Genomic DNA, 24,615 nt, shown 5'->3' with positions numbered 1-24,615 from the left:
TATGAAGATTTTAAGCCTAGAATTTGAAAACCTGAACTCTTTGAAAGGGCGCTGGAAGCTCGATTTTACCCAATCGCCGTTTGCAGAAAACGGTCTGTTCGCGATTACTGGCCCAACAGGGGCAGGTAAAACCACCATTCTTGATGCGATTTGTTTGGCATTGTTCCACCGCACACCGCGTTTAAAGAGCATCGCTAAAGGCAACAACGAATTAATGACGCGTGGCACGGGTGAGTGTTTCGCTGAGCTTGAATTTGAAGTGCAGGGCAAAACGTATCGCTCTAACTTCCACCAAAAGCGAGCTCGCGGAAAGCACGATGGCGCATTACAAACGCCAACGTGTGAATTTGCGGATGCGGACACCGATAAAGTCTTAGAGACTATGTTGACCAAGAAGACAAAGTTGGTGGAGCAGGTAACTGGTCTCGATTTTTCGCGCTTCACTAAATCCATCATGTTGTCTCAGGGTGAGTTTGCGGCGTTCTTAAATGCCAATGCTAACGACCGTGCAGAGCTACTTGAAGAGCTGACGGGAACAGAAGTTTATAGCCTGATTTCAGAGCGTATCTACGATCATTTTAAGTCGAGTGAAGAGTCGCTTAATCAACTTAAAGCGAAAGCTGAAGGTGTGAGCTTACTGTCTGAAGAGCAAATCAAAGAGCTGACCGCAGAGCGTGAAACGCTAGAAGTAGAGCAGAAGCGTTTAGCCGAGCAATTAAAAGAGTGGCAAGTGCATCTTAGCTGGTGGAAAGACGTGACCAAAGCTGAGCAAACTATTGCGGCCAGTGAGCTCGATCTGAAAACCGCTCAAGATGAACTAGACCGTAACCAACCGTCACTAGAGCGCTTGGCAAACAGTGAGCCGGCTGAAAAGCTGCGTCCAGTACACAAAGATTTAAAGCGTTGCGAACAAGAGGTGAACACTACTCAAGCTCACCTAGATAACAGCACCAAGTTACTTGCCGTTCGTGATGCAGAAATGCAAGACGCGCAAACTAAACTGACTCAAAGCAGTGCGATTGTCGAACAGGTAAAAAGTGAGCAACAAGATCAAGATAAGATCATCGATCTCGTGCGTCCGCTAGACAACCAAATTGCCGTACTCAAAGATAAGCAAACTGCGACCGTTAATGCAGCGAACACGCTAAACGAGCAACATACGCAGCAGCTTAATCAACAGGTCGTTTTGGTTCAAAAAATAGATGCACTAAAGCAACAAGATCAACGCAGTACTGAGTACTTAAATACGCATCAAGCTGACCAGCATTTGGAAAAATACTTAGGTCAGTGGCAAGCAAAGGTCGAGCAAGTTCGTACTCTAGAGCGCCAGCATTCAGAGCAGTTGAATTCAGCGAAGCAAGCTTTGTCTGCAGTTGATGCACAGCAAACGATCATCAAATCCGCGCAAGATGCTAAAGCAACGCAAGATAAAACTTTAGCTGAATTGGTTGTTCTCGAGAGTAGTGCAAAGCAACAGTGGGAAGCCTTGCAAGGCAACACCAGCGAGCAAGTGTTGAATTCGCAAAAAGATCTGTTGGAGTTTTGGAACCGCAATACGCACTCATTACTTGAGATCAACCGTGGTTTTCTAAATGCCCAACAACAGCTGCACGTGAAAACACAGGCACATCAAACCAACACCCAGTTGGTCGACAAGCTTTCGAAAGAGCGTGAAGTGTTGGTGGAGCGATATAAAGAGAAAGAGACTTCGCTTGAGCGATTAACGCGATTGATTGATCAAGAAGGTGAATTAGCAAAATATCGTGCAGCTCTAGAATCTGGGTCTGAATGCCCACTGTGTGGTTCAACAGACCATGCGATTGAACAGTCTCAAGATATTGCAAATTTGGTTGCTCAAAAAGATAGAGAAAACCTAGAGCTAACGGCTATCAAAAAAGAAGGCCAAGAGCATCGTCAGCAGTTAGATTCTCTTGCCCCTATGATTGCAGCGTTGAACGATGATATTCAACGTGCGCAAGCGGATATTCAGCAGGCTCAATTGAATTGGCAAGGCGTTGTCGGCAAGCTTCAACAGAATTTATCGGATTTTGTTGGCACGGCTCCTGAACTGGCGCTGCTAGCGATTAACGATTTAGGAAATGAAGCTACGGTTACGACCTTTGCTCAGCAGTGTGAACTTCAACTAAGTCAGATCTCACAGCAACTCAAAGCGTTGAGTGATGCTAAAGCGCATTATGCCGAAGCTGAGAAACAACGCCTGTCTGTAAGTGTTATGGCTGACAAGGCACAATCGAATCTCGAGTTGGCCGAGCAACGCTTAGCGGATCTGAATAAGCAAAACCAAGTCGCAAACGAACAAGTGACTCAGATAACTCAAGCGAAAGAGCAGCAATGGAACGCTTTGAAAGAGAGCATTGTTCAAACTTCTATCGAAGCGCCTGAACTTGAACATATCGATGATTGGTTTACTGCGAAATCGCAAGCATCAAGCACATGGCAGAAAACCAAACAGCAACAGGCCGATATTGAGAAGCAACTGATTACTCAAAATGCCGAATTGAAAACGTTAGACGACAAGCTAAGCAGTGTTGAGAAAGAGCTCGCGACACTGACGCAAGAGAGTGAGTCTTTAGTGTCAGAACTCACTCGTGTAACGGCTGAAAGAACAGAGTTGTTTGGTGACAAAGACATTCAAGCCACCAGCAATGCGATGAAGCAAAGAGTCACTGAAGCAGTAAATGCATTTGATGCCGCGCAGTTAGTGCTTAACCGCAGCGAACTTGAACATCGAACCGAGCAAACCAAACACACTGGTTTCTCGGACGAGTTAGTCAGTAAGCAATCGAGCTACACACAAGCGTCGAATGCTTGGTTAGAAGCGCTGAAAACTAGCCCGTTCGAAGATGAGGCTAATTTTGAAGCAGCGTTGTTAGATGAAGAGGTTAGAACTCAACTTCAAAGCCTGAAGAAGTCTTTAGACGAAGCGATTGTCAGTGCGCAAGCTAGGTTGAACGCCGCCAAAGCGACACAAGTGGATCTACTAAATCACGAAAATGCGAAAGCATGGCAAGAGCAAGACCAACAGCAAGTTGAAGAAGCGACTACTGAGTGTCAAAACGCACAGCAAAGCCATGCGACCAAGATCGGTGCAATTTCTGCCAATCTTGAAACGGATAGCCAGAACCGCAGTAATCAGCAAGATCTGTTTAAGCAAATTGATGAGCAACAAGTCGAGTTTGATGATATCTCTCGTTTGAACTCACTTATTGGCTCTAAGAACGGCGACAAGTTCCGTAAGTTTGCCCAAGGTTTAACATTGGAAAACTTGGTGTACCTTGCGAACAAGCAGCTACAACGTTTGCATGGTCGTTACGAGCTTAAACGTAAAGCCGACGATGGTTTAGAACTGCAAGTGCTCGACACATGGCAGGGCGATGTGATGCGTGATACAAAGACTTTATCAGGTGGCGAAAGCTTCTTGGTGAGCTTGGCGTTGGCATTAGCGCTTTCTGATCTTGTGAGCTACAAAACCAGTATTGATTCTCTGTTCTTAGATGAAGGTTTCGGCACGTTGGATAGTGACACATTGGACATTGCCCTTAACGCGTTAGATAACTTGAATGCATCAGGCAAGATGATCGGTGTCATTAGCCACGTTGAAGCACTGAAAGAGCGAGTGCCCGTTCAGCTTAAAGTGACAAAACACTCTGGCTTAGGTGTGAGTGAGATGGAGAAGCAGTACAAGGTTGTCGCTTAGGTTGTTACTTTGGTTCTTGCTAAATTTATCTGCGCAGAAATAGAAACAGAGCTAGATGAAGCAGATCCCCGACTCAGTCGTTCCTCCTTCTCGAGGATGATGGAGTCGGGAGTAGTCACAAATCACTACGCAGTCACTCCTTAAAGTCAGGAACGAACGTCATAGAGAACTAGGCTTTGTTCGTATTGCCTTCGTCATTCTCTAAAGCGAGGTACGAACGTAATAGGGAATCTAGATTTGTTCGCATTACCTTCGTCATTCCCTAAAGCGAGGTACGAGCGTAATAGGGAATCTCTAGTAAACGCAGGAAGTGGATGCTTCAAGAAGGGAACGGCCATGCACAAGAAACCCCATTTACCGACTAAGATATGTCCTGTTTGCCAAAAGCCTTTCGCATGGCGTAAAAAATGGCAGCGCTGTTGGGATGACGTGATCTACTGTTCTGAACGTTGTCGTCGTAATAAGTCTTAGTCCCATAATCTGAATAGATCAGGTCAATCCTCATGATCTAAACCCGTTAACTCCAATATTTCCTTCCTTTGTCGTAATTTTGATGATCCTTTAATCGTTTCGTCATTCATTTCTCAAGTTAATATTTCTATCTGTAAGATAAGTGATGTATAAAGGCGGCATGAAGATACCTAAAAGAATACAGCCTTTAGTTGACGACGGTTTAGTCGACGAGGTGACAAGCCAACTCATGAGTGGCAAAGAAGCATCGGTGTACATTGTGCGCTGCGGCGATACGATCCGTTGTGCCAAGGTATATAAGGAAATAAGCCAACGCAGCTTCAAAAAAGCGACCGCGTATCGTGAAGGCCGAAAAGTCCGAAATAGCCGCCGCGCTCGAGCGATGGAAAAAGGCTCTGGCTTTGGTCGTGAACAACAAGAAAAGGTTTGGCAAAGTGCTGAAGTGGATGCCTTATATAAACTGGCAGAAGCGGGTGTTCGTGTGCCTGTCCCTTATGGTTGCTTTGATGGCGTACTGCTTATGGAGCTGGTCACTGACGATGAGGGTTACGTTGCACCACGTTTGAACGATGTGGTGATGTCAGCAGAGCAAGCGATCGAAGACCACGCCGTGATGATGACTTACGTAGTTAAAATGCTGTGTGTTGGTTTGATCCATGGTGACTTGTCTGAGTTCAACGTATTGGTGGATGAGTACGGTCCAGTAATTATCGACCTACCACAAGCGGTTGACGCTTCGGCTAACAACAACGCTGAGTGGATGCTGGCTCGTGACATCAATAACATCCGTGACTATTACGCTCAGTTTGCTCCTAAACTGGCAAAAACCGAGTATGCCAAGGAAATGTGGGCGCTGTACGAGAAAGGCGACTTGAAGCCAGACAGCAAACTGACGGGTGAGTTTACGGAAACCGACGACTTGGCTGATATCGAAGCCATCATGCAAGAGATAGACGCTGCGCGAATTGAAGAACAACATCGACGCGAGCGAGCTAAAGAAGAGAAAGAAGGTGTTGACGATACTAAGTTCAATTGGGCTGAATAATCGTGATGATCAGTTTTGATCTTTAGCTAGATATCAACCAAACGCCTTTTAAAACAGAGGCGTTCTTTCTAAATAAAAACCCAATGGAGCTTCAACTCTGTTGGGTTTTCTTTTTTAGCACTAATGAAAGACGGACACTCGTATCAACTACCAATTTAACTGTTCACCATCGTAAGCGTAGAAGTGCCCACTGTTATCCGGTGTGGCAGTGCGAATAATATCGACCAACTGATGGGCGACATAGCTTGACTCAAACAACTTACCTTCAGGGACATTGGTCTGAAAAGGCTTCGACAGAGCTGTGTCTGTCGTGCCCGGGTGCAGAGCCAACACGGTGCCTTTCTTAATGGTGCGTTGCCATTCGATCGACATGGTTTTGATGAACATATTTAGGGCTGCTTTCGATGAGCGGTAGCTATACCAACCGCCTAATCTGTTGTCTGCAATACTGCCAACCTTTGCGGATACCACAGCAAACTTTGGATTGTCGCTCGCTTTAAGTATCGGCGTGAAGTGTTTTGCTAATAACAAGCTGGGCAGGGTATTCACAGAGATGTTTTTGAGGAAAAACTCAGGGTCGATGGACGACAAGTTCTTTTCCGGTCCAAGATCTGGAGTGTGGAGCATACCCACGCAGTTGATCAGCCAATCAAGTTGTTCAAACTCAGAACTCAAGCGCTTAATATCAGCTTCGTCGGTGGCGTCGACTTTGTGCCAGCTCAAGCGATTGTTTTCTAGTTCCGGCTGTTGAGAGTGGTAAGTCGCGTCTACATGCACATCAAGAAAATCAAACCGAGAGAGCTCAGATAATAGGTGTTTAACCACAGCGAAACCAATACCGCCGCTCCCACCGACCACCAATATGTGTAATCTGAGTTGCTCCACCATTATAAATTCTCCAAGTTTGTGATTCGTTGTTCAGCAGTATCGAGAATCGCTTGTTGTGATTGCTCATCCATGTTGTCCCAAGAGCGATATAACATGCCCATACGTGGGTTGCGGTTTAACGCATCGCGGTGCTGGTCCATAAAGCGCCAATACAAGCTATTGAAAGGGCAAGATTGCTCGCCGCTGCGTTCTTTTATCTTGTAGTGACAGCCTTTGCAGTAGTCACTCATGCGGTTGATATAGGAACCGCTGGCAGAGTATGGTTTGGTTCCTACGATCCCGCCATCCGCAAACAGTGCCATACCTCGCGTATTTGGCATTTCAACCCACTCAATCGCGTCGACGTAAATACCGAGGTACCAACTGTCGACTTGGTCAGGGTCTATACCCGTGATTAAACAGAAGTTGCCAGTGATCATTAACCTTTGGATGTGGTGCGCGTAAGCAAACTCAAGAGACTGGTCAATCGCATGCTTCATGCAGTTCATCTTGGTTTGTCCGTCCCAAAAGTAATGGGGCAGGTTATTATGTGCTGAGTAATGGTTTTTGTTGGCGTAAGCAGGCATGTTTGCCCAATAGACGGCGCGTATGTACTCTCGCCATCCCAGTATTTGGCGTACAAATCCTTCGACCTGTGCAATATCGATGCTTGGCTTATCTGGTGAGCTGTCTCGAAGACAGGATGCTTGGTAGGCCGACAGTGCTGCATCAATCACTTCTTTAGGGCTCAGCAGTTTACTGTTCAACGAAAACGAAATACGGCTATGATACAAGCTCCATTTAGAGTCGTGCTCTGTCGTCATCGCATCTTGAAACTGCCCAAATAACGGCAAGCAGACTTGGCAGAAATGAGCGAGTAGAGACAAGCTTTGTGCGCGGTTCACCGGCCATAGTAACTGGTTACCGACTTGACCAATAGTTTGCACTTGGTGGTGCTCGATACGCTGCAAAATGTCGGTTATGTCATTGGTAAACATTAGCGGCTGAGGCAGGTTTTCGATGTCTTGTTTCTTGAGTTTCTTTCGATTGTTCGCGTCGTAATTCCATTTGCCGCCAACGGGCTTTCCGTCTTCTAACAAAATGTCGAAACGCTTTCTCATTCGGCGATAGAAGTGCTCCATCATGATGTGTTTGTCTTTCGGAAACTGTTGTTCGATCTCTTCGAATGGAAAGAGGAAGTGTTCTGTATCACAACAACCTTTGGTCGCATTGGTGAGCTTGAGCTTGTTCATCTGCTCTAAAAGGCGATATTCATCTGGCCTTTGATATTCGAATTTCTCTGCGCCGAATTCGTGTACATAGTGCTTTAGAAGTGTGTCTAGGTTTTCAAATTGCGTTGTGTCGTCAAGAGTAAGGTGGAGTACTTGATGACCTTGTTCTTTGAGTTCGTTAGCGAAGTAACCCATCGCACAGAAAAACGCGGCCACTTTTTGAACGTGAGAGGCAACATAATCTGTTTCTTGTTTTAGCTCAGCAATGATGTAAATAACGTCATCGTTAACCTGTCTAAACCATGAATGCTCAATGTTGAGTTGGTCACCTAATACAAGTCGTACCGTTTTAAATTTCATAATGCGTCCTGGTTTGTGAGGCTTGTTGTGACTGCGTTACCGCCTGTCCATTGATTGATGAAGGCATGGTCTGGGTCGTACATTTCAGTACGTTGATTCAAATCGAAATGACGTGATTTGTTAATTATTAGACGCTTACGAGTTGATAGGCTGACAAGATCACAAATGACTACTCTAAGTGGGAAATAGGAGATTTCGATCAGGATGAGTGTGTTGAAGAGGATATCAAGCCAACCAATAATACCGATAGAGGTTGGCAATGCCGGTTATTTTTGAGTGTCGAACTGGAGCTTCTATTCCATTGGAACAACGAGAATATCGATAGGGGAAGTATCGATGATCTGTTTAGAATGGGAGATGAGCTTATGCCAAAAATCATGGTGATGGCCGCATAGCAATAGGTCAACGCCGTTGGCTTCGATGGCATTTTTGAGCTTATCGTTCAAATCACCCGTTCCCACGAAAATGTGCTTGATTGGGTGTTTGGCGTAGGCTTCAAACTCTTTCAAATGCTTAACGGCATCTTCATTGATGGGTAAATCACCGTCATTTCCCTGAATATCAACGAGCTCTGGATAAATTTCTCCATGCGTACCATCGATATAAACAAATGAAATGCCAGCCTCCAGTTTATCAGCGAAGAAGGTCGCTCTATCAATGAGAATCTTGGTGTCGTCAGACAGTTCAAGTGCGACCAGAATATGTCGGTAATCCATAATTAAAGCCTCTTGTTGTGAGTTATGTAACAAGCATAGTTTCTGTTGACGCAAATGATATCGAAGAGATCTCATATTCCGTAAAATCATCATTCAATGTTCTTCTAAGCACTATCGTATTTATATCGCTTTGATTGGTAAGAAATTTACAAAAGGTTGATATAGTGGTTGAAGCGCTAGCTTATGCTGTTAGATAGGCTTGATAGTTCAATGCGCCAATAACGAAGAGGCATCAATGACAGCACTACTAACCATTCCCACTCGAACATTAGGTTTCGACTACGATATTGAGATCCGAGACTGGTCTCAAAAGCTCGTCGGCTTTCATGTGTTTGAAGATGGTAGACGACCGCTTGATGGAGGCATTGGGCTGAGCCTCAACCTTGTTGAACAGTTTGACGTGAATGGTCGTTGGCTAAATTCATTACCTGCGCGTTATCGTGAAATCACCGACGACTTTCCAGAATACCAATACCAGATGTTGTGGCTTGCTGCGAATACTTATGAAGCCGCGCAATTGCTTGAATTAAGGCCTGTTATTTTGGCTTTGATCTGCATGAAATACAGTGTCGACAACAAGAAAGCACTGGCACTAAGTCGCTTAGGGCAGAAGAAGATCCTTACCAAGTTGGGCTTAGACGGCAGCAAGGCGACACTCAAATTCATCGACAAGCTAGAGCTTCATTACAATGTTGGTGATGAACTCGACCACATTGTTCGCATTCTCGAGCCACTGCAAAGACGAGTTCTTAAGTTTAAGCATTACTCAAAAGTTGGATACACAGCCCTGCGTTTGGACCAAGTTCATCCATTTCTAACTGGTAGCAGGCTAGGGATTGCAATGGTGGAAGAGGGCAGACTTAACGCACCGTCGAAGATGGCGATGTTCCAAGATGCGATATTGCTAGGGCAAGATTTGGAGATGGATGATCCACTGCGCGCGATTACCAGTCAGAACTCTTTTGCGATGTTTGAACAACTCCATGACCGCTGGACGGAGCAACGCCAATTACGTCGTTTGGAGGGTAACTGCCCAATGGATAAAGACATCCCTTATCCCGTTCCTTTACTTGGCAATGACAACATTCATCCGCTCACGGATTATTACGACCTTGAACACGAAGGCATCGAGCAGAAGCACTGTATTGGCGTGTATCACAACCGAATCATGAGCGATCGTTATGTGGTGTTCCGCATGCTCAAGCCTCAGCGTTTAACCATAGGTTTACGCCGCGTCCCGAGCAAAGCATTTCCTTTTGAAATAGACCAAATCTGCGGAAAACGAAATGCACCTCCGTCGGAATCCGCTCGCCAAGTGATTCACGACTGGCTAGAAGCGAGTAAGCAAAAATATCCTAAGCAATAGCCATTAAGTAGAAGGAATACAGGATGTTTCAACAAGGCGATCTTTGCCCTCATTGTGGTTTGATTATTGTGATGCCTACGGATCTGCAAGGTGAATGCCTAGGATGCGGCGAAGAAATTAATCAAGACCCAGCAGACAATTGCGAAGAAGAAGAGTAACTTTATCTACACTGATATAAACCAAGGCTAGGATGGCGGTAGTAGCCTTTCAAAGGATGGAAAGACATGCAGAAAGTAATCTTTAGAAATTGCGATGAAAGTTCGCCATATTGGAGTGATTTAGAGCGCTTGTTTCAAAGTGAATGGTCGGATTTTAAGTTTAAAGATACCTATAAAGACTGCGTACAACTCCCTCCAGTAATAGTAGTGCTTCGCGATAATGTGGTCATTGGTGGCTTGGCGTATTCCCATTTTCAGGAACCTCATCAAGTGCGGGATGTTGTTTGGGTTAATGCTGTTTATGTTGATGCTCAATGGCGTGGCCAAGGTATTGCAAGTGAATTGATTAGTCGCGGTGTAAAACAGGTTTCTTCTACAGTACAAACTCAACTGTACGTGTACACCAATGTAATGGAACTCTACCAAGGGTTAGGTTGGTCAGTCGTCGATATCGACTCAGAAGCAAACCATAAAGTGATGAGTATAGAGCTTATTCGATAAGCTCGGAGCAAAGCCGACTATTAGGTTATCTACCTATCGAGTATTGAACCTATCTCTTTATCAACAACGTATAATCCTGTTAAATTTTCGTTTGAAATGATACCTATATCGCCTTTAAATCAAACAACTCGCTGTTGATTAAAACGATCACTACGATTTATTGCAGCAGTTGTTGAGCACAAAGCCTATATTGACTAGAATGACGCACTTTTTTTATTTACGTACATACAGGTAATGAACATGAGCGATACTAATTCAAGACCAGCTTTACCAGATCATCTTGCAGGCAACCCACGCAGCCCACACCACGTTGCTGAGTGTTTCGAATACCCAATCGGCATTCGTCTAAATGGTAAAGAGCGTACTGATGTTGAAGAATACTGCATCAGCGAAGGTTGGGTTAAGATCCCTTCTCCAAAAGCGCTAGATCGTTTTGGTCAGCCGATGCTTATTACTCTAAAAGGCACTGTAGAAGCTTTTTACATCGACGCATAATCATGTCGTGTGGCTAGCTAATACTTCGAGTAATTAGCTAATGTTTGCTTAATTAGCCAACATCAAGACACCAAGCGTTATTACCTAAAAGGGTCTAGAGAAATCTAGACCCTTTTTGTTTGCATTGATTTTAGCGAACTTCTTTAACCAATAGCCCAAACCACCTTCATAACTCCACAGATTCAACCAAAATTGTTGTTATTCACTATGCATTCGCAGTAATAACAAAGTTGTTGTTGGTTGATTTATGTTCGCTCGCTCTTTTTGGATTTGTTCGTACTCGAAAGTTCTGATGTTTAATTAAACAGATACAAACAAAAATATGAAGCGCAGTCTAATTAAATGAAACTAATATGCTGTATTTAAAGTTATTTTTTGTTAATAACTACCTCTATCACAGAAATTAATCCTGAAGCACATACAATTCCCTTGATTTCGAATGAGCGCTAAATTTTTTCGTTCGAGCATTTAAATTCTTCCTTCGCCCAATAATTATGAGGTTCCTATGTTTGGAATATTCAAACCTATGGCGCATATCGATCGCTTGTCATCAGATAAGATCGATAGCACCTACACACGACTACGATGGCAGCTGTTTCTTGGCATCTTCGTTGGCTATGCGGGGTACTACTTAGTCCGTAAAAACTTTAGTTTGGCGATGCCTTATCTCATTGAACAAGGTTTTAGCCGTGGAGAACTAGGGGTTGCATTAGCGGCGGTATCTATCGCTTACGGCTTATCTAAGTTCTTAATGGGCAGTGTTTCTGACCGTTCTAACCCTCGTTACTTCCTCAGCGGTGGCTTGTTAATGTCGGCACTGGTGATGTTCTGCTTTGGCTTTATGCCTTGGGCAACAGGCAGCATCACTGCGATGTTTATCCTGCTGTTCTTGAATGGTTGGTTCCAAGGTATGGGTTGGCCAGCTTGTGGACGAACCATGGTCCACTGGTGGTCACGAAAAGAACGTGGTGAGATAGTGTCAGTATGGAACGTTGCTCACAACGTGGGTGGCGGTTTGATTGGCCCAATGTTCTTGTTGGGGCTGTGGGCTTTTAACGACGATTGGCGAACCGCTTTTTATGTTCCTGCATTTTTTGCCACTCTCGTTGCTGTCTTTGTTTGGTTTACTGTAAGAGATACACCTCAATCTTGCGGCTTACCACCGATTGAAGAACATAAAGACGATTACCCAGACGACTACGATACGTCTCATGAGAAAGAAATGACGGCGAAAGAGATCTTCTTTAAGTACGTTTTCTCTAACAAACTGTTGTGGTCAATCGCTATTGCCAATGCGTTTGTTTACCTTATCCGCTATGGCGTACTCGATTGGGCTCCAGTTTACTTAAAAGAAGCAAAAGACTTCTCTGTAGATAAATCATCTTGGGCTTACTTCTTGTATGAGTGGGCAGGTATCCCTGGCACCTTATTGTGTGGTTGGATTTCAGATAAGTTATTCAAAGGCCGACGTGCACCTGCAGGTATCTTGTTCATGGTTCTAGTGACAGTCGCTGTGTTGGTATATTGGCTGAATCCAGCAGGTAACCCAACGGTTGATATGCTGGCACTGGTTGCGATTGGTTTCCTTATCTATGGTCCTGTAATGCTGATCGGTTTGTATGCACTGGAACTTGCGCCTAAGAAAGCAGCGGGTACAGCTGCTGGTCTAACGGGTTTGTTTGGTTACTTAGGTGGCGCGGTTGCTGCGAACGCAATACTCGGCTTTATGGTTGACCATTACGGCTGGGATGGCGGCTTCATTATTTTGGTCGGCGCTTGTGTGGCTTCAATCATCTGTCTGCTTTACGCCTTCTTAGGTGAGCGTGCGCACCATAAACAAAAAGATCTCGAACGAGAGAGAGAAGCGCTAGCTCAGTAGTGTATTTACTGAATCACATCTATAAATAACAACAGAGGCAGGTATATCCTGCTTCTGTTTTATCAAGGGAAACAATAATGAAAACAACGTCACTGTCTCTGACCTTATTAGCACTAAGTTTATCTACAAATGCGTTCGCCGATCCTTTAGTGATTGCGCATCGCGGCGCTTCTGGTTATTTACCCGAGCATACATTACCGGCTAAAGCACTCGCTTACGCAATGAAACCTGACTATATCGAACAAGATGTAGTGATGACCAAAGATGACCAATTGGTGGTTTTGCATGATCACTATTTAGATCGCGTCACTGATGTTGCTGACCGCTTTCCAGACCGTGCAAGAGCAGATGGCCGCTATTACGCGATTGATTTTACGCTTGCCGAGATCAAATCATTAAAAGTGACCGAAGGCTTTAACCTCGATGACCAAGGTAAAAGAGTGGCAGGGTACCCAACGCGCTTCCCAATGTGGCAGTCTGATTTTCGTGTCGCTACCTTTGCAGAAGAGATCGAGCTGATCCAAGGCCTAAATAAGACCTTAGGTTATGACGTGGGCATCTATCCTGAAATTAAAGCACCTTGGTTCCATCGTCACGAAGGCAAAGATATCTCCAAAGCGGTACTTGCAACCTTGCATCAATATGGTTACCTATCAAAAGACGACAAAGTGTATTTGCAGTGTTTTGACGCCAATGAACTTCAACGCATTAACGATGAGCTCATGCCAGCGATGGAAATGGATCTTAAGCTCGTTCAGTTGATGGCTTATACAGATTGGAATGAAACCATGACGTACCAAGGTGACAAAGCAACGCCGTACAGTTACGACTGGATGTTTGAAGCTGGTGGCATGGAAAAAGTGGCGTCTTATGCGGAAGGAATAGGCCCTTGGAAGCCAATGTTGGTGGACGATGCATCGACCAAAGATAACATCATTATTAAACCGTTAATGAAGTCAGCAAAAGACGCGGGCTTAGATGTTCACCCGTACACGTTCCGTGCTGACCCAGGAAGAATCCCAGCTTATGCTGATAACTTTGATGGCATGTTGGATGTCTTCTACAACCAAGTCAAAGTTGATGGTGTGTTTACCGACTTCCCAGACAAAGCGGTCGACTTCTTGAACCGTTAATACCCCGTCAGTTACAAGCTATTAGTAACGAGATACTAAGAGCCAAAAGCACCGACTAAAGGTGCTTTTGGCTCTTCTTTCACTTTTTGGATCTCCTTGTACTGGCCTCGAAATCCTACCTATATTCTTCTTTCTCAGCCCGCATTTTGATATTCACTCGGTTTACAGCTATAACCTGACTTGATAGGTTACTCCCAATGCAGCCAGATGCTTAATCTATAAGTGTTTATCGGCTCAACCTGATATTGAATTTGGAAAGATCATGGAAGAAAGAAGCAAAGCTTATCTTGATAGCTACCTCAACACATTACCAGCAGACGTTGCTTCGCAATACACCTCCTTTAGTGCTGATTATTACTGCGCCGACGAGTACAACGCTAACCTCTGCGCACAGTTGATTTTAAAAGGTGAAAAACAGGCGTCCTGCGGCCTTGAACACTGGTATACCCATGAAGGCGAGACGAGACCCATAGTTGGTCACTTGCAAGTCGTCACCGATTGGGATGGTAAGCCCGTATGTATTGTTGAGATCACGTCGGTGTCGTCGTGCAAATACAACGAAGTGACGGCGGAGTTTGCTGCTGCCGAAGGCGAGGGTGACAAAACACTCGAATGGTGGAAAGAAGCTCACTGGAACTTCTTCTCTCGTGAATGTGAAGAGCTCAAGATCTCACCAAGTGAAGACATGTTACTTATGTTGGAGCGTTTCAAAGTGGTTTATCAATAGTGAAGTTCTAGCGCGTGCCGTGTTGAATCGAAAGGCATGGCACCTTAGTCTTCATTTGAACAAAGCCAGAAGATTAACAATCACAAGGAGAGTGATGTGAAGATAGCGATATTGGATGACTACCAGAACGTCGTTAAAGACCTCGATTGCTTCAACAAACTCGAACAATACGATGTCACGGTATTTACCGAGACTTACTCAGAGCAAGAGCTCGTCGCTAAGTTGGTCTCGTTTGAAGCCATTGTGCTCATTCGTGAAAGAACCGAGATCACCGAATCTTTGTTATCACAACTCCCCAACCTCAAGCTGATTAGCCAGACGGGCAAAGTGAGCAACCATATCGACCCGCAAATGTGCGAACGATTTGGTGTTACCGTTTTAGAAGGTCGAGGCTCGCCTGTTGCGCCTTCCGAGCTATGCTGGGCGCTGATTATGGCTGCATCGCGCAACATTCCTACTTACGCGTCAAACCTTAAACAAAACCAGTGGCAGGATTCTGGCTCGTTAGGGCTAGGTCGAACTTTGAAGGGCTTGAAGCTTGGTATTTGGGGCTACGGCAAGATCGGCAAATGCATTGCACAATATGCCCAAGCATTTGGGATGTCTGTCGTAGTGTGGGGGAGCCAAGTTTCACGCGATCAAGCACAAACAGATGGCTTCAAAGCAGCAACAACCAAACAAGATTTCTTTCGAGAAGTTGATGTGCTTTCTTTGCATTTGCGTTTGAATGATGTCACCAGAGGATGTGTTACGGCACACGACCTCAGCTTGATGAAGCCGAACTCGCTGTTTGTGAACATCAGTCGTGCTGAGTTAGTGGAACCGATGGCTCTGTATCATGGACTACGTGAGGTACCGACCAAAACAGCCGCTATTGATGTGTTCGATTGTGAGCCAGTAACAATAGACACCGAACCGCTATTGTCCTTACCAAACGTCACAGCGACTCCACATTTGGGCTATGTTGAACAAAATAGCTACGAACTCTACTTCGATATCGCTTTCGACAACATTCTGTCCTATCAAAGAGATGGCATATAGCGATAGAATCTGCCCAAAGCAATAAAAAGGTAGAGAAGTATGAGCTTAACAATCAGAGAAGTCGCGGTAGAAGATGCACAAGGCATTATTGATGTATTAAATCCAATCATTATCGAAGCGCGCTATACGATCTTGGATCAGACTTTTACTGTTGATGAAGAAAAGGCATTCATTGAGTCGTTTCCAAAACGTGGTGTGTTTAGCGTTGCAGTCAACGAAACGACCAACCAGTTACTTGGTTTTCAGAATGTCGAACCATTTGCTACTTACACTAAGGCCTTTGACCATGTTGGTATTATTGGCACTTATGTTGATGCAAATAGCCGTGGGCAGGGCGTTGCAAAACAGTTGTTTGATTACACATTTAAGGCAGCCAAAGCGAAAGGTTACGAAAAGCTGTTCGCCTATGTAAGAGCAGACAACGAGCGCGCGTTAGCGGTATACCTTAAGCAAGGTTTTGAAATCGTCGGAACGGCTAAGAAACACGGTAAGATTGGCGATCAGTACTTTGACGAGATCCTTATCGAGAAGTTTTTATAGGCTCGCTTAAACATTAGATAATTCATCGTATGCAGGAGGCAAGATGACAAAGCTAATCGAATTAACAGAAATAGTCTTATTCGACTGGGGCAATACGCTGATGGTCGATTTCCCTGACGCACAAGGGAAGATGTGTGACTGGGAAACGGTACAAGAAGTGAGTGGTGCTCGTGCATTACTGGCTGAACTCTCCAAAAATCATCAAGTCTACGTTGCCACCAATGCTGGTGATTCCAGTAAAGACGACATCATTCGTGCCTTTGAGCGCGTTGGCCTGTCTCAATATATCTTGGGTTACTTTTGTAAGGCGAGCATTGGCTTTTCTAAGTTCGAGTCGGGGTTCTATCCTGCCATTATTTCTAAGCTCGGTGTTGCACCACCAGACATCACCATGGTTGGCGACACTCTAGAGAAAGACATTTACCCAGCACTTGAAGCGGGTTTGCACGCGGTGTGGTTGAACACGGAAGGAGTTGAGCTTAAGTCACAGCATCCACGTATCGTACAAGTTCAATCCCTAAGCGAACTGTTGGATAAACGCCATGGATGAACATTCAGAGATCTGGCGTCAGTATTACCAAAAAGCACTAAGCAAACCTCATTTAAAGAGAACTGAATTCGCAATCAAACTGAATGAGTCAGGCTTAAATGTTGCGATTGATTGTGGTTGTGGAACAGGTAGTGACATCGCTTTTTTAGAACAACAAGCGTATCAAGTGTATGGCTTCGACGTTAATCCTGATTCGATTGCTATATGTCGGGATCGTTTTGGTCGCAAATCTTTGGTCGAGATATCTGAAAGTGGATTTGAACACTATGATTACCCAAAATCTGGCGTAGTGATTGCCAATTCGAGTCTGTTTTTTGCTGACCCAACGCGTTTTGACGGGGTTTGGCACAATATTGAATACTGTCTTGAAGTAGGTGGCGTATTTGCAGGTGATTTCATGGGCGTCGATGACAGTTGGGCACATGGCTATCGAACTCCAACAACGCCGTTAACGAAAGCCAAAGTACTCAGCTTATTCAACGACTTTGAGATAGTACGATTCCATGAGCGAGACGAACAAGCACTCACGTCGCTGGGTAGGGTGAAGCATTGGCACACATACTCGGTCGTTGCGATTAAACGCCGTTAAAATGTCAGTAACTAAAACCCGTTCGGATGCTTGTCTGTTTTGACGCCAATCTCTCATCTCTTTGCTGTCTAATCCTCTAAGCTAAGTCTAATTTCCACTATAAGGGCTAGACTATGAATATCGAACGTCACGGAATATCGTTTGGAATTGAACGTGTTTGCGGTGAAACCATCGTTGTGTTTAAAGCGAAAGGCAAGCTTACACACGATGACTATCAAGCAATGATGCCAATTCTAAATACCACGCTAGAAGAACTCGATTCATCTAAACTCAAGATGCTGGTCGATATCTCAACCTTAACAGGATGGGAGTTACGTGCAGCTTGGGATGATTTCAAATTGGGATTAGAGCTCAATTCGAAGATAGACAAAATCGCGATTTATGGTGATAAAAGCTGGCAAGAAATGGCATCAAAAGTCGGCAGTTGGTTTGTGTCCGGTGAGATTAAGTCATTCGAAGACCATGACTCTGCGCTTAAGTGGCTAGTCGATTGATTCTATCTACGAACAACTAGAAAGCAATCCGTAAACAACGCCGATGACAGTTGACGAGAATTGTCTCGAACGCTGTCATTTTTCGTTTTGGCGATGATATTTCCTATTCGATTCAATAGAGTATATTCCTTCCAGCGTGTAACATACCCAGGCTTTGTTTGGTCGTGACTAATAGAATAGCGCGGCCAGATTCAGTAATAACGAGAACTAAAACAGAAATAAGGTCTAAGAACATGCATAAGGTAATTGATAAGCTAGCTTGGATATTCATCAAAGACGGCAAACTGTTGATGGTGAGATCAAAAGGCAAAGAACTGTTCTACCTACCGGGTGGTAAGCGTGAAGCTGGCGAAAGTGACGAGCAAGCACTGGTTCGCGAAATCAAAGAAGAGATCTCGGTAGATTTAGTGCCTGATTCAATCAAATACGTTGAGACCTTTACAGGTCAAGCTGATGGCAAAGCGGAAGGCGTATCGGTGAAATTGACTTGTTATCTTGCCGATTATACTGGCGAACTCTCTCCAGATGCTGAAATCGAAGAGCTTAAGTTTGTTGATGGCAACGACAGAGCGGTATGTTCATTGGCAGCACTGGTTGCGCTTGATTGGTTAGACGCGAACCAGTATTTGGCTTAAGGTTTTAGCTGATATTAGCTCATGCTGAAGATTGATCTTCAAAAGATCATCGCTTACGAATAGCTTGAAGGGCGGCTGTCTTTCATCAACAGGTCGAGTTTCCTTTGAGCTTTCTTCGTGTCATGCAAATCCACCACCTCAATCATTTCACACTCATCTCGTACCATCTCATTAATCAGGCTTGGATAGTGTCTGCAATCTTCTGGTCGGTCTAAGTAAATGCTGCATGTGTACTTGGCTTGAGCCTTGGTGTCTTTCGTCGGAACCAGCTCCAGAAAAGGGCAGCGAGTTAAACGTTCACCAGATTCAGGGTCAAACCAGATCTCGCTTCCTCGGACATACTCAAAGATGTCTGGATTGAACAACTCCCACAAATCAATCTCTTCTTGCGTTGCGGCAAGGTCACCATCTCCGTATTTGATACAGCATTTCCCGCATTGATTACAATTTTTCATTAGTGACTTCATTGGTTGGTGAGCTTTTATCATTTTACCACTGATAGGCGTGGCACGTTGACTTTGTTGTTCATGGTTAAGCCGTTACGGGGCGAGAACATGGAATGGCGGCGCTTAAAAACAATTTATCTATGCACCACCACTCCAATCAAAGCTGTAAACAGTGATACAATTTGCGCCTAGCAAGTTATTAAAACAAGGTATAAAAATGAGAACCGTATACACCACCGAAGGCAACATCAACGCAAAGAAACAGAAAGACGCTTACCCAAAGTTGGCGCTATGTGATAACTGCGTTCTCGACTATGTGGTGATTGCTCAAGGCGAACGTACTTACAAGCCATGCGCAAAATGTGGTGCCGACGATTAATGCGCCTTGATAAATACCTATGCAAAAGCACTGACCTAACCAAGCCTGAAGCTATTGAACGCATCCATAATGGTGAGGTGAACGTAAACAGTGAGACGGTCACCGATGAATCGACTCAGGTTCACGAAAGCAACACCATCTTGTTAAATGGTACTCCGCTTAAGTTACGAGAATTTCGATACCTCCTAATGCACAAGCCTGCGGGTACTATCTGCTCTAATATCGATGAAGCTTATCCTTCACTCTTTAACTACATCGAGATAGAAAAAGCATCAGAACTGCACATCGCAGGGCGCTTAGATGCCGACACCACAGGTTTAGTCTTAATTACCGATGATGGGCGATGGTCATTCAACATCACGCTGCCAACCAAGTCATGTAAGAAGGTGTATCGCGTGACATTGTCACGAGATATCAAAGACGATGTCGCTGACAAGTTCAAAGCGGGCGTTCAATTGCAAGGTGAGCAACAACCGACGCGTCCGGCAGAACTCGAAGTGATAACCAATAAAGAAGTGCTCCTGACCATTACAGAAGGCAAGTTTCATCAAGTAAAACGAATGTTTGCTGCGGTAGGAAATCGAGTTGTTGGACTACACCGTGAGCAGATTGGTGATGTTCGTTTAGATGTTGAAGCAGGTCAGTGGCGTTATCTAACTAAAGCCGAAGTCGACTCATTTCAGCAAGACTTTGAATAAGGGCTCTCAATAAACGCTGTAACCACTTAAAGCGTTAAGCGTGTCAGCACCAGAATATCAACACTATAAGGATGTAGGATGGAAAACCTCAAAGTCTCAGAAATTAAGTCTTTTGTACCCGCGAAAGACTTCGATTTATCCAAGCGTTTTTACCAGTCAATCGGCTTCGAGCTGATGTCTGAATTTCACGATGTCGCCTATCTACGACACGGCGGTTGTGCGTTCCTTCTGCAAAACTTTTATGAACCTGCGCACTGTCACAATTACATGATGCACTTGCTGGTTGAAGACGTAAAAAGTTGGTATCAACACATCCAAAACTCTAATGTAGTGTCGGAATTTGAAGTTACCGTTTCCGAGGTTGTTGAACAGCCATGGGGAATGCTTGAGTTTTGTATCACTGACCCAAGTGGTGTGCTGTGGCGTGTGGCTGAAAACATTAGGCCGCGTTAATTCATCCAACTTGCATTAAGGCCAGTGAAAACTTCAAATTATCCATCTGTTTCTTTATTTATGCCGACATAAGGCAATGATCAAATAGGTTCAAACATGGATATAAAGGCTAAAATGCACAGCCAAGACGTTTACTACTGTGACGACGTGGATTTGGTTGCTGAGCAAACTCAATGCTTAGAAGTGCTATATGATTTCAATCACACTCGCCCGAGCGAAGGTGATAAACGACAACAAATCATGAAGCAGTTGTTCGCCGAAGTCGGTGAGGGCTGCTACATTGAACCACCATTACATGTGAACTGGGGGCGTCACACGCACCTAGGCAACAACGTATACGTGAACTTTAATCTAACTCTGGTCGACGACACAGACGTATTCATCGGCGACAACGTGATGATAGCGCCTAACGTGACCATTGCCACTGGCACACATCCCATCAGCCCAGAACTCAGGCTAAAAGCAGCGCAGTTCAATGTTCCCGTTCGTATTGGCAACAATGTATGGCTTGGCGCGCACACCGTCGTACTTCCTGGCGTCACCATTGGTGAAAACTCAGTAATAGGGGCAGGGAGTATCGTCACCAAAGACATCCCAGCCAATGTCGTCGCAGTCGGCAACCCATGCAAAGTGGTACGCGAAATCAACGAACGCGACCGAGAGTATTACCACAAAGATCGCCGTATTCCCGATGAATTAAAGTAAGCGACTTTTCACACGCCTGAAATTAGCCGTGACATAAGTCATTGTTATGCAGTGGCTTAGTTGTATATTACTTATCTATCTTAGAAACTAGACAAAATTATTCTGGAGTTAAGTGCAGAATTTTTCTGTCTGGTAGCTGTTATACGATAGCGTGCATAGCATCCTATACTCTCACTGGTAACAGTTAGAATACGTTGGTGGTTATTATGAGCTATAGAGATACTTCATTGTGGAATGATCTAAACGAACTCAGATGCTTAGAGGCTTTTAAAAAGTTGGAAAGTGAAGGGTTTCCGAGAGGCAAGCAAAGTGAGTATGCCCGTGAAATATCACTGAAGTCTGGATTAGAAGTCGGAAACATTAGTGCAAAAATTTGCAACTACAAATCAGTTGCTGGCATAAACAACGTGTCTCACGCTTCTGTTAATACGAGAGATTTTTACAATAAGTATAAATCTTACAGCATTAGTGAAATTCATGAGTTAATGAAGTCACTTGAGTAAAATCGTATATACAAAGCATTTAAGAATGATTCCCAACGCTTGGCATTTTTTGTTCAATCGTTGGGTTTCGTGTATATGGTGGTATGGTTCAGTGTTGTGGTAGCGTTGCTCAAACCTCAATACGGCGGCGCTCGATAAAATTGAATATGGATGGTCATGGATAATATCGAAAGAGAGCTTTATCAAGCAGCAGTAGAACTAGTAAAGGTTCGGTATCCATCAGGTTGGGGTGGCGCAGCGGCTGTTCGAACAGATTCAGGAAAAATATTAACAAGCATTGCTCCTGATACTAAAAATGATGCTCTTTCACTATGTATGGAAGTGGGGGCGTATTTAGAGGCTCACAAACTCAATGAGCGAGTGACCCACTCGTTATGCCTGTGTCGTGAAAGCGAGAACGATGAGTTTTTAATCTTGTCACCATGCGGAGTTTGCCAAGAGCGCCTTGTCCACTGGGGTGGGGATGTTAAAGCAGCAATTACGACTCCAGATAATTCATTGGTTTTTAAAACTATACGTGAACTAATGCCTCACCATTGGTCACTGGTAAACGGTAAAGCACTATAGCAAACCGTTTAAGATTGATTCACAATGCTCGGCACTTTTACTTCAAGTCGGCTTAGTGTTATAGCACAATGGCTTAGGTAAGGTGTTGGCGTTATATGCACAAGTGGTTCGTCCTTACATTGTCGTCATTCTTACCTGTTTACTTAGAATCAAATAGCTAATGATTCCACCGAAGACGGGGAAGACTAATGATAATAATAGTATCAGTCCTTTTCTCTGAACTTCATTGTTAGCTAGTACGATTATGAGTGGTAAAAACCAAGTAATGACCGCAGATGTGAAAAGAGACACTCCTAAAATTGTAAATGTCATTTCATTGTGAACGCCTGAATAGTTGACTACAAAACTTAGTATCAACATGAACCAAAACAGGGCAATAGATTGTTTTAGTAACCTCAGCATTTTCATTAGCATTATTCTGGGAACTCTAATTAAGCAATAAATGTGGTCAATGTAAGCTTTTGTTTTATTGAAATCTAGGATTGTTCCATTACAGGTATGGAAGTGTGATGTTTGTGAGTGCATATAACAAATAATTTAAGCAGATTCGCTACGCTTGGCGGTTTGAGTTTGAATCGGCTTTAGTGATTAAGGCACAATGGGTGAGGTGCTCGCGATGTCAGCTACTTCAAGCGGCGATAACTCGTCTATCCAATTATGCTTATCGGAGTGAACCATGCTCTCTTATAAAGTGTCTGATATTTTAGATATTCAAATGTTGAGGCTCCGATGAATTTTCTCCGTAAGTATAAAATCAGTTCCCTTTTCTACGTTAGTGGACTTTTATGTTTCATTGTTTATAACACCATAGGTTCATACGTAGATGAAAATGGTGTGTTGGTTGAGCCATTCGGGTTTATTCCTATATTTTGGCTTTTTGAGCTACTTGCGTTGGTGGCTTTGGTCGTGACCTTCGTTAGACATAAAAAGTGCCAGTAATCCATTTAAGCTACGAGTACACGAAGATGTTTTGTTATCACAAACAACTTAAGCGCGATTCGGTACGCTTGGCATTTTGGCATGCGGCGGTATTGGTGTTTCCACTCGTTTTAACTTCAGTGGGTTAGGTGTTAAATTTGAGAGTATTGGTAGCGTTGCCATCTGCTCAAGCGGGCGTTATGTTATTAATTGAATTCAACGTTTATAAAGGATGAACATGGTAGTACTTAGAGGAATGCGCCAAGACGAATATCCAGCATATTGTCAGTATTTTATTGACGATTACAGTCAGGAAATAGCTAGAAACTATGGGCATTCTTTAGACGTTTCAGTCGAATTGGCAAAGAAGGACTTGCATCGGAGCTTCCCTAACGGACTAGAGAGCAATGAGCATTCGCTATTATGCATTGATGCTGAAGTCGATGGTGAATGTAAGCTTGTGGATTACCTTTGGCACTCAGTCAATATTGGGGATAAATCTACGTTTATCTATGACTTCTTCATTTCGAATGAACATCGAGGTCTAGGTTATGGTACTCAATCAATTTCTGCATTAGAGACCCAACTACTTGCTATTGGTATCAATCAAATAAAACTGAGGGTCGCATATCATAATAAGCGGGCGCTTAAGTTGTATAAAGAAGTTGGCTTTGAGGTTACCGGTTTCAATATGTCTAAGAAACTAAGCGGGTAGCCTCAACATATCAAGCTACATACATAGACCGGCAGGTTTCATTCAAATATGGAGTGAAAACATGAAGTCAGATTTTTCAAAACTTGCGACAACCGAGTACGGAAATATACTAAGTAACGATCACTTTATTGACTTTAGTATTGGTCCTCTTTGGCAGGGAATGCCGCGAATTTGTGGAGAAGCGTTTACTGTCCAGTTAACGTCTGGTGATAATTTAATGCTTCATTCAGCCATATACGAAGCACCAGAAGGTTCGATCATTGTAGTAGATGGCGTTGATAGCGAATATGCTGTAGCCGGCGGTAATGTATGCGCAGTCGCGAAGAGTCGAGGTATCAAAGGCTTTATTATTGATGGTGTCATTCGAGATTTGACTGAAATTTCAGATATGAAGTTTCCAGTTTTTGCGAAAGGTGTTCATCCAGTTCCGGGAAAGAAAGAGGTCTATTCTGAATTGGGCGCTCCAATCACTTGCGGCGGAGCAAAGGTCTCTACGGGAGATATCATTGTTGCCGATGTAGAGGGTATTGTCGTTATTCCTAAACCCAGAAAAGACGAAGTGTTTTTAATGGCTTCACAGAAAGCGAGTAAAGAGGCGTCATTAACACTCGCTGAGTGGGAAACGAGTCATAGGGCTAAAATAGCCCAAGCAATAACGTCTGCGAAACAAAAAACTTAATTGGTGCAGCAAGTTGATTTGTAATGCGTGGCATT

At 44.0% G+C, this 24,615-nt stretch carries 28 protein-coding genes; 24 read left to right on the top strand and 4 right to left on the bottom strand.

What is annotated here, in order from left to right:
• Position 1: 1 nt before the first annotated feature.
• The 3 genes from A136_RS20035 (at position 2) to A136_RS20030 (ending at position 5,234) form a co-directional block, all read left to right on the top strand.
• Positions 2–3,718: an SbcC/MukB-like Walker B domain-containing protein gene (locus A136_RS20035; protein WP_017063973.1), complete on the top strand. Its 3,717-nt coding sequence runs from the start codon at positions 2–4 to the stop codon at positions 3,716–3,718.
• A gap of 336 nt (positions 3,719–4,054) precedes the next feature.
• A complete protein-coding gene (locus tag A136_RS22430; protein WP_081324519.1) occupies positions 4,055–4,189 on the top strand; it encodes a DUF2256 domain-containing protein in 135 nt (44 codons plus the stop codon).
• A 160-nt stretch (positions 4,190–4,349) separates the two neighbouring features.
• Positions 4,350–5,234 carry a PA4780 family RIO1-like protein kinase gene (locus A136_RS20030; RefSeq protein WP_029235175.1) on the top strand — a complete coding sequence of 295 codons (885 nt, stop codon included), beginning with the start codon at positions 4,350–4,352 and terminating at the stop codon, positions 5,232–5,234.
• A gap of 147 nt (positions 5,235–5,381) precedes the next feature.
• On the opposite strand, the gene A136_RS20025 is transcribed toward A136_RS20030, so the two are convergent.
• The 3 genes from A136_RS20025 to A136_RS20010 all read right to left on the bottom strand — a co-directional run bounded on the left by A136_RS20025 (position 5,382) and on the right by A136_RS20010 (position 8,409).
• The gene (locus tag A136_RS20025; protein ID WP_017063970.1) at positions 5,382–6,122 is read right to left on the bottom strand and encodes an SDR family oxidoreductase; all 741 of its coding nucleotides are present in this window, start codon (positions 6,120–6,122) and stop codon (positions 5,382–5,384) included.
• A complete protein-coding gene (locus tag A136_RS20020) occupies positions 6,122–7,693 on the bottom strand; it encodes a cryptochrome/photolyase family protein (RefSeq protein ID WP_017063969.1) in 1,572 nt (523 codons plus the stop codon). The genes A136_RS20025 and A136_RS20020 overlap by 1 nt, the downstream gene beginning before the upstream one ends.
• A gap of 293 nt (positions 7,694–7,986) precedes the next feature.
• Entirely contained in the window at positions 7,987–8,409 is a 423-nt protein-coding gene (locus A136_RS20010; protein ID WP_017063967.1) for a universal stress protein, read from the bottom strand.
• 235 nt (positions 8,410–8,644) lie between these two features.
• Between A136_RS20010 and A136_RS20005 the strand changes: the two genes are divergently transcribed.
• From A136_RS20005 to A136_RS19950, 13 genes are all read left to right on the top strand, one after another.
• Positions 8,645–9,775: a PcfJ domain-containing protein gene (locus A136_RS20005; RefSeq protein WP_017059201.1), complete on the top strand. Its 1,131-nt coding sequence runs from the start codon at positions 8,645–8,647 to the stop codon at positions 9,773–9,775.
• A 23-nt stretch (positions 9,776–9,798) separates the two neighbouring features.
• Complete coding sequence (locus tag A136_RS23140) at positions 9,799–9,933, top strand: hypothetical protein (RefSeq protein ID WP_017063966.1); 135 nt, start codon at positions 9,799–9,801, stop codon at positions 9,931–9,933.
• A gap of 66 nt (positions 9,934–9,999) precedes the next feature.
• Positions 10,000–10,434, top strand: a complete 435-nt coding sequence (locus tag A136_RS20000) for a GNAT family N-acetyltransferase (RefSeq protein ID WP_017063965.1) — start codon at positions 10,000–10,002, stop codon at positions 10,432–10,434.
• A gap of 240 nt (positions 10,435–10,674) precedes the next feature.
• Positions 10,675–10,929 carry a DUF3297 family protein gene (locus A136_RS19995; RefSeq protein WP_017059204.1) on the top strand — a complete coding sequence of 85 codons (255 nt, stop codon included), beginning with the start codon at positions 10,675–10,677 and terminating at the stop codon, positions 10,927–10,929.
• A gap of 505 nt (positions 10,930–11,434) precedes the next feature.
• Complete coding sequence (glpT, locus tag A136_RS19990) at positions 11,435–12,808, top strand: glycerol-3-phosphate transporter (RefSeq protein WP_029235174.1); 1,374 nt, start codon at positions 11,435–11,437, stop codon at positions 12,806–12,808.
• Positions 12,809–12,885: 77 nt separating this feature from the next.
• Complete coding sequence (glpQ, locus tag A136_RS19985) at positions 12,886–13,941, top strand: glycerophosphodiester phosphodiesterase (RefSeq protein WP_017063964.1); 1,056 nt, start codon at positions 12,886–12,888, stop codon at positions 13,939–13,941.
• Positions 13,942–14,203: 262 nt separating this feature from the next.
• Entirely contained in the window at positions 14,204–14,668 is a 465-nt protein-coding gene (locus A136_RS19980) for an ASCH domain-containing protein (protein WP_017063963.1), read from the top strand.
• 96 nt (positions 14,669–14,764) lie between these two features.
• Positions 14,765–15,709 (top strand): D-2-hydroxyacid dehydrogenase family protein, encoded by a 945-nt coding sequence (locus A136_RS19975; protein ID WP_017063962.1) that lies wholly within the window; start codon positions 14,765–14,767, stop codon positions 15,707–15,709.
• A gap of 39 nt (positions 15,710–15,748) precedes the next feature.
• Entirely contained in the window at positions 15,749–16,249 is a 501-nt protein-coding gene (locus A136_RS19970; RefSeq protein ID WP_017063961.1) for a GNAT family N-acetyltransferase, read from the top strand.
• A 43-nt stretch (positions 16,250–16,292) separates the two neighbouring features.
• Positions 16,293–16,799, top strand: a complete 507-nt coding sequence (locus A136_RS19965; RefSeq protein WP_017063960.1) for an HAD family hydrolase — start codon at positions 16,293–16,295, stop codon at positions 16,797–16,799.
• A complete protein-coding gene (locus tag A136_RS19960; protein WP_017063959.1) occupies positions 16,792–17,388 on the top strand; it encodes a class I SAM-dependent methyltransferase in 597 nt (198 codons plus the stop codon). The genes A136_RS19965 and A136_RS19960 overlap by 8 nt, the downstream gene beginning before the upstream one ends.
• 113 nt (positions 17,389–17,501) lie before the next feature.
• A complete protein-coding gene (locus tag A136_RS19955; RefSeq protein ID WP_017063958.1) occupies positions 17,502–17,882 on the top strand; it encodes an STAS/SEC14 domain-containing protein in 381 nt (126 codons plus the stop codon).
• A gap of 233 nt (positions 17,883–18,115) precedes the next feature.
• On the top strand, positions 18,116–18,517 hold the full coding sequence (locus A136_RS19950; protein ID WP_017063957.1) for an NUDIX hydrolase: 402 nt from the start codon (positions 18,116–18,118) through the stop codon (positions 18,515–18,517).
• 53 nt (positions 18,518–18,570) lie between these two features.
• Here A136_RS19950 and A136_RS19945 read toward each other — a convergent pair whose 3' ends face one another.
• Positions 18,571–18,972, bottom strand: coding sequence for a YkgJ family cysteine cluster protein (locus A136_RS19945; RefSeq protein ID WP_017063956.1), 402 nt, complete (start codon positions 18,970–18,972; stop codon positions 18,571–18,573).
• A gap of 208 nt (positions 18,973–19,180) precedes the next feature.
• On the opposite strand from A136_RS19945, the gene A136_RS22890 reads away from it, so the two are divergent.
• The 8 genes from A136_RS22890 (at position 19,181) to A136_RS19905 (ending at position 24,580) form a co-directional block, all read left to right on the top strand.
• Complete coding sequence (locus tag A136_RS22890) at positions 19,181–19,342, top strand: hypothetical protein (RefSeq protein ID WP_017063955.1); 162 nt, start codon at positions 19,181–19,183, stop codon at positions 19,340–19,342.
• The gene (locus A136_RS19940) at positions 19,315–20,040 is read left to right on the top strand and encodes a pseudouridine synthase (RefSeq protein ID WP_081326308.1); all 726 of its coding nucleotides are present in this window, start codon (positions 19,315–19,317) and stop codon (positions 20,038–20,040) included. Before A136_RS22890 ends, A136_RS19940 begins: the two co-directional genes overlap by 28 nt.
• Positions 20,041–20,118: 78 nt before the next feature.
• Positions 20,119–20,493 (top strand): VOC family protein, encoded by a 375-nt coding sequence (locus tag A136_RS19935; RefSeq protein ID WP_017063953.1) that lies wholly within the window; start codon positions 20,119–20,121, stop codon positions 20,491–20,493.
• Positions 20,494–20,589: 96 nt separating this feature from the next.
• A complete protein-coding gene (locus tag A136_RS19930; RefSeq protein WP_032546818.1) occupies positions 20,590–21,198 on the top strand; it encodes a sugar O-acetyltransferase in 609 nt (202 codons plus the stop codon).
• A gap of 659 nt (positions 21,199–21,857) precedes the next feature.
• Positions 21,858–22,268, top strand: coding sequence for a cytidine deaminase (locus A136_RS19920; RefSeq protein WP_017063950.1), 411 nt, complete (start codon positions 21,858–21,860; stop codon positions 22,266–22,268).
• A gap of 729 nt (positions 22,269–22,997) precedes the next feature.
• On the top strand, positions 22,998–23,207 hold the full coding sequence (locus A136_RS22425; RefSeq protein WP_081326307.1) for a DUF3955 domain-containing protein: 210 nt from the start codon (positions 22,998–23,000) through the stop codon (positions 23,205–23,207).
• 217 nt (positions 23,208–23,424) lie between these two features.
• On the top strand, positions 23,425–23,901 hold the full coding sequence (locus A136_RS19910; protein WP_017063949.1) for a GNAT family N-acetyltransferase: 477 nt from the start codon (positions 23,425–23,427) through the stop codon (positions 23,899–23,901).
• Positions 23,902–23,962: 61 nt separating this feature from the next.
• Complete coding sequence (locus tag A136_RS19905; protein WP_017063948.1) at positions 23,963–24,580, top strand: RraA family protein; 618 nt, start codon at positions 23,963–23,965, stop codon at positions 24,578–24,580.
• Positions 24,581–24,615: the final 35 nt, after the last annotated feature.

Origin of the sequence: Vibrio crassostreae 9ZC13, from assembly GCF_000272045.2 — a bacterium.
In the GTDB taxonomy this organism is placed as follows: Bacteria; Pseudomonadota; Gammaproteobacteria; order Enterobacterales; family Vibrionaceae; genus Vibrio; species Vibrio crassostreae_C.
The sequence above is the reverse complement of the archived record's forward strand: the minus strand, read 5'-3'. Positions and strand labels throughout refer to the sequence as shown.

Excerpts from the sequence above, each read along its gene's own strand:
- A136_RS20035 (WP_017063973.1), top strand. The coding sequence starts at position 2 with ATGAAGATTTTAAGCCTAGAATTTGAAAACCTGAACTCTTTGAAAGGG.
- A136_RS22430 (WP_081324519.1), top strand. The coding sequence starts at position 4,055 with ATGCACAAGAAACCCCATTTACCGACTAAGATATGTCCTGTTTGCCAA.
- A136_RS20030 (WP_029235175.1), top strand. The coding sequence starts at position 4,350 with ATGAAGATACCTAAAAGAATACAGCCTTTAGTTGACGACGGTTTAGTC.
- A136_RS20025 (WP_017063970.1), bottom strand. The coding sequence starts at position 6,122 with ATGGTGGAGCAACTCAGATTACACATATTGGTGGTCGGTGGGAGCGGC.
- A136_RS20020 (WP_017063969.1), bottom strand. The coding sequence starts at position 7,693 with ATGAAATTTAAAACGGTACGACTTGTATTAGGTGACCAACTCAACATT.
- A136_RS20010 (WP_017063967.1), bottom strand. The coding sequence starts at position 8,409 with ATGGATTACCGACATATTCTGGTCGCACTTGAACTGTCTGACGACACC.
- A136_RS20005 (WP_017059201.1), top strand. The coding sequence starts at position 8,645 with ATGACAGCACTACTAACCATTCCCACTCGAACATTAGGTTTCGACTAC.
- A136_RS23140 (WP_017063966.1), top strand. The coding sequence starts at position 9,799 with ATGTTTCAACAAGGCGATCTTTGCCCTCATTGTGGTTTGATTATTGTG.
- A136_RS20000 (WP_017063965.1), top strand. The coding sequence starts at position 10,000 with ATGCAGAAAGTAATCTTTAGAAATTGCGATGAAAGTTCGCCATATTGG.
- A136_RS19995 (WP_017059204.1), top strand. The coding sequence starts at position 10,675 with ATGAGCGATACTAATTCAAGACCAGCTTTACCAGATCATCTTGCAGGC.
- glpT (WP_029235174.1), top strand. The coding sequence starts at position 11,435 with ATGTTTGGAATATTCAAACCTATGGCGCATATCGATCGCTTGTCATCA.
- glpQ (WP_017063964.1), top strand. The coding sequence starts at position 12,886 with ATGAAAACAACGTCACTGTCTCTGACCTTATTAGCACTAAGTTTATCT.
- A136_RS19980 (WP_017063963.1), top strand. The coding sequence starts at position 14,204 with ATGGAAGAAAGAAGCAAAGCTTATCTTGATAGCTACCTCAACACATTA.
- A136_RS19970 (WP_017063961.1), top strand. The coding sequence starts at position 15,749 with ATGAGCTTAACAATCAGAGAAGTCGCGGTAGAAGATGCACAAGGCATT.
- A136_RS19965 (WP_017063960.1), top strand. The coding sequence starts at position 16,293 with ATGACAAAGCTAATCGAATTAACAGAAATAGTCTTATTCGACTGGGGC.
- A136_RS19960 (WP_017063959.1), top strand. The coding sequence starts at position 16,792 with ATGGATGAACATTCAGAGATCTGGCGTCAGTATTACCAAAAAGCACTA.
- A136_RS19955 (WP_017063958.1), top strand. The coding sequence starts at position 17,502 with ATGAATATCGAACGTCACGGAATATCGTTTGGAATTGAACGTGTTTGC.
- A136_RS19950 (WP_017063957.1), top strand. The coding sequence starts at position 18,116 with ATGCATAAGGTAATTGATAAGCTAGCTTGGATATTCATCAAAGACGGC.
- A136_RS19945 (WP_017063956.1), bottom strand. The coding sequence starts at position 18,972 with ATGAAAAATTGTAATCAATGCGGGAAATGCTGTATCAAATACGGAGAT.
- A136_RS22890 (WP_017063955.1), top strand. The coding sequence starts at position 19,181 with ATGAGAACCGTATACACCACCGAAGGCAACATCAACGCAAAGAAACAG.
- A136_RS19940 (WP_081326308.1), top strand. The coding sequence starts at position 19,315 with ATGCGCAAAATGTGGTGCCGACGATTAATGCGCCTTGATAAATACCTA.
- A136_RS19935 (WP_017063953.1), top strand. The coding sequence starts at position 20,119 with ATGGAAAACCTCAAAGTCTCAGAAATTAAGTCTTTTGTACCCGCGAAA.
- A136_RS19930 (WP_032546818.1), top strand. The coding sequence starts at position 20,590 with ATGGATATAAAGGCTAAAATGCACAGCCAAGACGTTTACTACTGTGAC.
- A136_RS19920 (WP_017063950.1), top strand. The coding sequence starts at position 21,858 with ATGGATAATATCGAAAGAGAGCTTTATCAAGCAGCAGTAGAACTAGTA.
- A136_RS22425 (WP_081326307.1), top strand. The coding sequence starts at position 22,998 with ATGAATTTTCTCCGTAAGTATAAAATCAGTTCCCTTTTCTACGTTAGT.
- A136_RS19910 (WP_017063949.1), top strand. The coding sequence starts at position 23,425 with ATGGTAGTACTTAGAGGAATGCGCCAAGACGAATATCCAGCATATTGT.
- A136_RS19905 (WP_017063948.1), top strand. The coding sequence starts at position 23,963 with ATGAAGTCAGATTTTTCAAAACTTGCGACAACCGAGTACGGAAATATA.